The following is a 7,081-nucleotide window of genomic DNA, read 5'->3' as shown; positions in this document are numbered from 1 at the left end:
ATCCAACCACACCGCGACGGCCCAACTCGACGACCACCAAGCGTGATGAGGCGGCCGGAACGATCACGCTCCGATTACCAACTGAATGTTTGCCTGTCGATCGGCCTCGGGTTGGACGCGAAGGGCGTACCTCCCCGGGACAGCGTCTGTGCCCAAGGCCGGAGCAACGCAGACAACGACCGTGAGCATCGGGACCGCCGCTAAGTAGTGGGTCGGGGACTGGAAACGGTGCATCAGCCCCGCGCCAGTCCCCGACCCTACTCAGGTGCTGGTCACTCATCTCTGAAGCGCTCTGGTTCTATTGGAGGTTTGATTCCCTGAGAGGATCGAGCCGTGCGGAGATCCGTCCCAACTACCCAAGCGCAGAGGGGCCCCAGGTTCGCCTGGGGCCCCTCTGCTGTGCGGCCTCACCCCGCCCCACCCCCGTGGGAGCCGGACGAGCCCGGGTCAGGTGCGGCCGGTTACGAGGTAAGGGCCGGGCCTTCGGGGGAGTCGGCAGGACGCGCGCGAGGAGCTTCGCCACCGCGATCGGGGTCCGGTCCGACAGGTACGGGCCGATGAGCTGGACGGGCATCGGGAGACCGTCGGCGGTCTTCCCCGTGTGGGGATGACGAGGGAGGGCAAACCGATCGGGCCGGCCAGGTTGATCCAGCTCGTCTGGTCGTAGTAGGAGTGCTTCTCCCCATCGACGGTGATGTACCGCTGCGGGGTTAGAGGCACGGCATCCGGCAATAGCGCGAAGGGTCCGGCGCAGTGCGCCGGGCTCTTCGCGAGGGTACGTATTTACACCCCCGGCAATTCCCCATACTCGCTTTCGAGGTCTGTTCCTGCTGGTCAGGGCGCGATGCGTCGCCATTCATAGCCGTACACCATCGTCCGCGAAGCTCTGGACTAGTGGGCATTGGTACCGAGACGAACGGTGACGTACGGCGGCGAACGAGACGGAATCTGAGACGGACCCGCAGCACGTTCGTAGGGGCGCCGCGCCTGTGACCTGCGGCTTCTATGGCCGAACTAGAAGGCGGGGACACGCCCATCGGCCACCCTTGTTTACCGCGGCTGACCCCTGCATCTGGCACGGCTGTAGCACGCGACCTCTTCGTCCCGAACTACCGGCCGGACGGCCATTACGGTCCGGGAGGCTGGTACGGCGGTCGCCGGGGGCCGTTGGTGGCCACCTCCGGCTTCTGCGGTTGCTGTATTTCGCTGGTGTACCGCAACCTGCCAAGACCTCGACGGCCTACGTCGGCTCACCTGTCGCTTCCGGTGAGAGTGCGGCGCCAGGGACGCCTCATATGGCCCAGAACCCGATCAGCCTATTCGGCTGTGCTGCTGGTTGCCCACCGTGCGAGCGTGAACGAGGGCCTGCGTGAAGGCGGGCGGCTGATGCGCCTGGACGGTGCACTCAGCGGGCAGCACCTGCTGCTGCGGGATGTCGGCTGATGTCCCCTCCAAGCCCCTCACGTACCAGCGCGCAGGAGGAGAGCCATGAACCGGCGTGTCGTCTACACCCGTGGCGGATCGCCCGCCGCCGTCCTGACCGTCATCGAGGAGCCGGAGCCGGCAGCGCCCGAGCGCGGCCAGGTCCTCATCCGCACCACGGCCTTCCCAGTACACCCTGGAGATCTCCACCCCATCGAGGCCTGCCCAGGGAACGCTGCGGATCCCGTGACGCCGGGCATCGAGGCCACCGGCGTGGTGGAGGCTATCGGCCCGGGAACGCGCATGGCGCCGGGGGTCGAGGTCGGCGGCCGCGTGACGGTCTTTCCCCAGCCGGGGGCGTGGTCCCAGTGGTTCGTGGCGGACGCCGAGGCGGTCGTCGCCGTACCGGACGAGTTGCCGGACGAGGTCGCCGCACAGATGCTGGCGAACCCGCTCACCGCGGTGATGCTGCGCCGTGAGGTGCAGGAGCACGTTGCCTTCGGCTACGACGGATTTCTGGTGCAGACCGCCGCGGGTTCGTCGGTCGGGCGGCTGGTGACGGGCGTGTCCCAGTTCCACAACTTCGAGCTCATCAACGTCGTCCGCAGCGAGCGCGGTGCCGCCGAGCTGCGCAAGCGGTTCCCGGATGTGCCGGTCGTGGCGACGGAACATCCGGGCTGGGCCGACGAGGTCCGCAAGGCGGCCGGAGGTAGTCCGGTGAGCGTGGCCCTTGACCCGATCGGGGGGAAGATGGCGGGGAGCCTTGTGGACCTCCTGGCACCGGGCGGGAAGCTGGTCAGTTACGGAATGATCGCCGAGGAGCCGATCTCGGTGCATGCATCGACGCTGGTGAGCAAGTCGCTGACGCTGCGGGGCAAGAACATCATCAGCGGGTGGCCGTCCGAGGCGTCCCCCGAGCGGCGGGCGTCCGACATCGCCACCGCGAAGCAGATCGCGCTGGCGCTCGCGGAGCAGTTCGATGTGGTCGCCACATACGGTCTCGGCGAGCTGGCCGACGCCGTGGAGCACGCGGTACGGCCCGGCAAGGTTGGCACCGTCCTCGTCCGCCCCTGACAGCGGCACCGCCACAGCCACAGAGGGGGTTTCCCACTTCATGCCCGCAGTCGCCGAGCGCGCCGCAGAGGCCCGCGCGCGCCCGCGCCGCGCGCGGGCCTTGATGAAGTAGGGAAAGTTCTACCGCGCGCACAGCGACGGTTTTCAAGAGGGCGCTGCGGGAAACGTCCCTGATACGCCTGACCTGCCTGTTCCCCACCTGCGGGGCGCCGCAGCACCTCCGGCGGTCCACACCTGGTCCACTGCGTCATCACGACCGCTGATCCGTTGCTGCGCCTCGGTGTAGTCGAAGCGCAGCGTGGCCCATGACGATCCCGCAACCACACCCCCGTGATGGGAGCACGCTCCCTGTCTACCGATCGAACCGGATGGCCACCCATCGCTGCAATGAGCCGGTGCGGGCATCTCGACGCGGGTAACCACCGTGGGAGAACTTTCGATGCGTCGGGCCGCCTCCACGAAACCGGGGAGGCAGTCTTGGTGTTCAAGAACCGCCTTCGCAGCCTCGCCTGCGGGCTCACGCTTTCGCTGATACGCCGCGGCTATCTCTCCCTCACTAGCAGCTGACGAACTCGCGCCATCCAGCGATCGAGGCAGAGAACGCGTCAGCTGGAGTCGCAACAGGCTCTGATCGAAGCTCAGAACCAGCGGCACTTCCACGCCTCGGGCCTCAGCATCCAGAGCCAGAGCCTTCTGCCGATGCGGCTCGCACGCGGCATCTCGCTCCTGCTCCTCCCACACCGACAAGCTGCATGAGGCCACCCCCCACAGCATGGCAAGCGTCAAGGAGGTCAGGCCGATGATCGCCGCCCAGCCCTGCCTTCGTGCCGCCTTTTCAGCTTTGGCATCCCTTTCCCGCTCGGCCTCGGCGACAGCTTCACGCTCGGCAACTGTTGCGTGGTGACGGCACCCCTGGCCGATTGCTTGCGACAGGCGGCAAGGGGTCCCCTTCGCGGTGCGGCGGCCACAGCGAGGCGCCTTGGCGCGTATCCGAGGGTGGGTTCGTCTCCGGGGCACGGCACGAATTGTGGACCATCCTCTGCTCCAACCACAGGGCGCGGCCACCCATCAAGGTAGGGAGACCCCACCCGTCTTCGTCAGCCTGACGTGAATCCTGGTCGAACCTAGTCCTAGTTAGCCCTAGCTAGCCGCTGCTCTGCGATGCTGGAAGCCGATCGAGAGGGGCCGCAGCAATGCAGTGGAAGATCCACGGGGAACGTCCGATCTACGAGAACAGCTGGGTGAACCTGTGGCTCACCGATGTCGAGACACCGGACGGGAACCGCTGGGAGCACCACGTCGTCAAGCTTCGGCACCTGGCCGTGGCCGCCGTGGTCAACGAGCGGCGCGAGGTTCTGATGATGTGGCGGCACCGCTTCATCACGGACGCTTGGGCGTGGGAGCTGCCCATGGGCCTGGTCGAGGAGGGCGAGACACCGGCCGACGCTGCGGCCCGTGAGGTGCTGGAGGAGACCGGCTGGCGTCCCGGCCCTATCAAGCCGCTGATCTACGCCGAGCCGGCCAACGGCATCACCGACTCCCAGCACCACGTCTTCCGGGCCGACGGGGCGGCGTACGAGGGTCCGCCGACCGAGAAGAACGAGTCGGACCGGATCGAGTGGATCCCGCTGGCCGACGTGCGGGGCATGATCGACCGACGCGAGATCGTCAGCAGCGGTTCCCTCGTTGGGCTGCTCTACGTGCTCATGGACGAGGCGATCCGCTGACCTGGCGGGGCAGCACTTCCCGGAGCCGGGCCTCGAACGCCACCGCGGCCGGCTCCTGGCGGAAGGGCTCCAGCTGCTCGTAGAACTCCTGGAGGTGGCCGGCGACTCGTTGCGAGCTGACGGCCGCCGCCGGGGCAAGCGCGTCCATGGCCGTGTGGCACGCCTCGTCGAGCTTGCCGCGCTGGAGCTGGGTGCGGGCGAGCCAGAAGGCGTGGAAGGCGCGGCCCCGGTGGTTCGATGCGTGTTCGCGGCGTAGGGCGCCTGCGATCAGGGGTTCGGCGAGGGCGGCCTCGCCGAGTCGGCCGTGTGCGATGCCAGTGTCCACGATCAGTTTCGGCTCGTCGAAGTACGCCACCCACGCCGGGTCCGGATCGCCGGAGCTGATCCGGCCGAAGTAGGTGTGGGCTTCCGAGATCGCGCCGTGGGTGGCGCTGTGGTTCCCGAGGGTGGCGTGGGCGAAGGCTTCGCGCATGGCAAGCATGGCCAGTACGCGAGGTGTTGTCCCCATGGCGGCTCGGGCCTGGTCCTGGGCTGCTGTGACGAGTGCGAGGGCGTCCCCGGGCTTGTCCTGGTACGTGGCCTGGAGGCTCATGCAGGCGAGGACATTGGCCATGAACTGGCGGTCGTCAATGGCCCTGGCCAGCCCGAGGGATTCGGTGAAGTAGGCGCGTACTTGGTTGTACTGGCGAGCGTCGAAGTAGGTCCACCCGGTGAGTCTGGCCAGCTCGGCCGCGATGCTGTGCAGGCCGTCCCGCATGGGCGCGGGGCGCTGTTCCTTGAGGAGATCGACGACGTAGCGGAGCTGGCCGACGACCGCCGGCCGTAAGGTCTCGCCGCCGTGTTCGTCGTCCCGGCGCCAGTAGTCCGCGATCGACGAATGCAGCGCGTCCAGCGTCGACGGGCTGAGGTCTCTCTCGGCCGCCAGGGCGAGGATGCTGGCCACGTCCGCCCCCGCCAGACTTGAGGCCAACTGCGCGTCGACGGGGGCCGGTTCCTCCGGGGGTTCTCGTGGCGTGAAGGTCAGGTTCCGGGGGGTCTCCCACGAGCGCCGGGCCAGGCCGAGCATGTGGCCGGGGATGCGCAGTCCGTCAGAGATCCGCTCGATCACGTCCATGTGCAGCAGCTGCCGCCGCCCGGCAGTCACCTCGCCGACACGACTGGGGGTGAGGTCGCAGCGTCGCGCAATCATCGACGGGTAAATACCTGCTCGTGCTTTGACCAGCTGAAAGACGCGGCCGAAGTCTCTGACCTGGCATGCCTCGATCATCACCGGGTCCGTGAGCAGGCTGACCGGGAGTTCCTTAGAGCGGGGTGGCTCGGGCATCGGGCACGCTCCGGCGTGAGGACTACGGATCGCTGCTCTTGGTCAACCGTGGGTGATGTTACCCAAGTTGGGTAATCCGCTTGGCCTTTCTGGTCGAGCCTGCGGATCGCGATGCTCATGACCATGGCGAACGGACAGGACGACGTACGGATGACGCTACGGGTCTCGCGCGACTCCGGCCGAACGTGGGGGCCTCTCACCGAGGTGCGCGTGGGGGACGATCCGGTGCTCCCGGACAATCCCGGCGGCTTCCCGCCGTGCGCGTGTCGCCGGTGCGCGGAGCGGAACTCCGTCGGCTCTCTGCGGCTGGTGTCGTGATGCGGTGCACGCACTGGCGCTGGGTGCCCCTGGACCTGGTGCGGGAAGCGCGGGAGAGGTCGGCCGCGGAGTGCGTGGACAGGGCCGTGCAGTGCCAGTTGTCCGCGCACGACGACGGTGAGCACTACGGCCTCCTCGACGACCTCGGCGAGTACGGGACTGCGCTGTGGCTCCGCTGGCAGGAGAGGACCGAGGTGGGCCTGGTCGTGCTGCCGGACTGCCCGGTGGTCGCCCCGGGGCCCGACGGGGAGGGCTGCTGTCTGTTCGCCGGCCACACCGAGCAGCACACGTGGGAAGACGCCCTGGAGGAGGTCTCGTGCACCAGCTGATCACGAGCCCACGCAACCGCACGTTCCTTGTCGCCCGCCCTGACTCTTACGGCGGAATGCAGACCCGGCGCCTTCGCCCTCCTCGCAACGAGAGCTGCGGGGATTGCGGCGGCAGCGGCGCCAACTCGTCCGGTAAGACCTGCGGCACCTGCAACGGCCTCGGCGAGATCCACTGCCGCATCGGCCGTCAGGGCGCACGCGTGCCGTCGCGTTCCATGATCCGGAAGGAGGGCCACTGATGGCCCATGCTCTGATCGCGTCCCCGTTCCTCGACGGGCATCTGCTCCTCAAGCCGGGAGCGAGGGCCGGGGCCCGCATCCCCGCCGACCATTACGAGGGCATCCGGCAGGCCGCCGCCGGCGGTGAGGCTCTGCCTGCCTGGGCGGTGCAGACCGCCGCCGACGTGTGGGGCATCGACCTCGACGGCCGACCCGCGCAGGGCACGGTGCTGGTGCGCGATCCGTCCCCGTACGGCTACTGCCGGGCTTCCTGGGAGATCAACCTCGGCTGCAAGCCGGAAACCTCGTCAAGCGGGGGAACCGATACGTCCTTCAGAATCCCGGTCGGTTTACGGTTCGAGCCGAGAACGCATAGAAGCGCACGCGCAAGGCCATCGCGACGGCCTACAGCAGGGTTCCGATTCGGGGCTGACGGCCCACAGACGGCCCACGGGATGCCAGGAGCCCCCCATATGCGGAGAGTTCGCAGGTGGGAGGCTTGTGGCGTGTACGGCTTGCTTCTCCGACCCGGAGAAGACGAACGCGTACCTCGCCGAGGTGTCCGGAGCGGCATCAGCCGCCTAATGGGAGCTACGGAGTCGGGGAATGCTCGATTCCGTAGCCGCCAGCAGGTGAGCACTTATGCCGCCGGAAGCACTCGACTTCTGT

Annotated in this window: 5 protein-coding genes; 4 read left to right on the top strand and 1 reads right to left on the bottom strand. The window is 68.0% G+C overall.

All coding sequences use genetic code 11. The features are described from left to right. Positions 1–1,488: 1,488 nt before the first annotated feature. The gene (locus ABZV38_RS39020) at positions 1,489–2,496 is read left to right on the top strand and encodes a zinc-binding dehydrogenase (protein ID WP_356333553.1); all 1,008 of its coding nucleotides are present in this window, start codon (positions 1,489–1,491) and stop codon (positions 2,494–2,496) included. 1,193 nt (positions 2,497–3,689) lie between these two features. Continuing rightward, complete coding sequence (locus ABZV38_RS39015) at positions 3,690–4,223, top strand: NUDIX hydrolase (RefSeq protein WP_356333551.1); 534 nt, start codon at positions 3,690–3,692, stop codon at positions 4,221–4,223. On the opposite strand, the gene ABZV38_RS39010 is transcribed toward ABZV38_RS39015, so the two are convergent. After that, positions 4,201–5,547 (bottom strand): hypothetical protein, encoded by a 1,347-nt coding sequence (locus tag ABZV38_RS39010; protein WP_356333549.1) that lies wholly within the window; start codon positions 5,545–5,547, stop codon positions 4,201–4,203. The genes ABZV38_RS39015 and ABZV38_RS39010 overlap by 23 nt on opposite strands. 123 nt (positions 5,548–5,670) lie before the next feature. On the opposite strand from ABZV38_RS39010, the gene ABZV38_RS39005 reads away from it, so the two are divergent. Continuing rightward, entirely contained in the window at positions 5,671–5,865 is a 195-nt protein-coding gene (locus ABZV38_RS39005; RefSeq protein ID WP_356333547.1) for a hypothetical protein, read from the top strand. Beyond that, positions 5,865–6,194, top strand: coding sequence for a hypothetical protein (locus tag ABZV38_RS39000; protein ID WP_356333545.1), 330 nt, complete (start codon positions 5,865–5,867; stop codon positions 6,192–6,194). The genes ABZV38_RS39005 and ABZV38_RS39000 overlap by 1 nt, the downstream gene beginning before the upstream one ends. The last annotated feature ends 887 nt before the right edge of the window (positions 6,195–7,081 follow it).

Origin of the sequence: Streptomyces sp. NPDC005181, from assembly GCF_040608395.1 — a bacterium.
Taxonomy (GTDB): domain Bacteria; phylum Actinomycetota; class Actinomycetes; order Streptomycetales; family Streptomycetaceae; genus Streptomyces.
Note: the sequence above shows the minus strand (reverse complement) of the source record. Positions and strands in the feature narration are given on the sequence as shown.

Bases quoted from the DNA above. Each gene is read 5' to 3' on its own strand.
- ABZV38_RS39020 (WP_356333553.1), top strand. From the start codon at position 1,489: ATGAACCGGCGTGTCGTCTACACCCGTGGCGGATCGCCCGCCGCCGTC.
- ABZV38_RS39015 (WP_356333551.1), top strand. From the start codon at position 3,690: ATGCAGTGGAAGATCCACGGGGAACGTCCGATCTACGAGAACAGCTGG.
- ABZV38_RS39010 (WP_356333549.1), bottom strand. From the start codon at position 5,547: ATGCCCGAGCCACCCCGCTCTAAGGAACTCCCGGTCAGCCTGCTCACG.
- ABZV38_RS39005 (WP_356333547.1), top strand. From the start codon at position 5,671: ATGGCGAACGGACAGGACGACGTACGGATGACGCTACGGGTCTCGCGC.
- ABZV38_RS39000 (WP_356333545.1), top strand. From the start codon at position 5,865: ATGCGGTGCACGCACTGGCGCTGGGTGCCCCTGGACCTGGTGCGGGAA.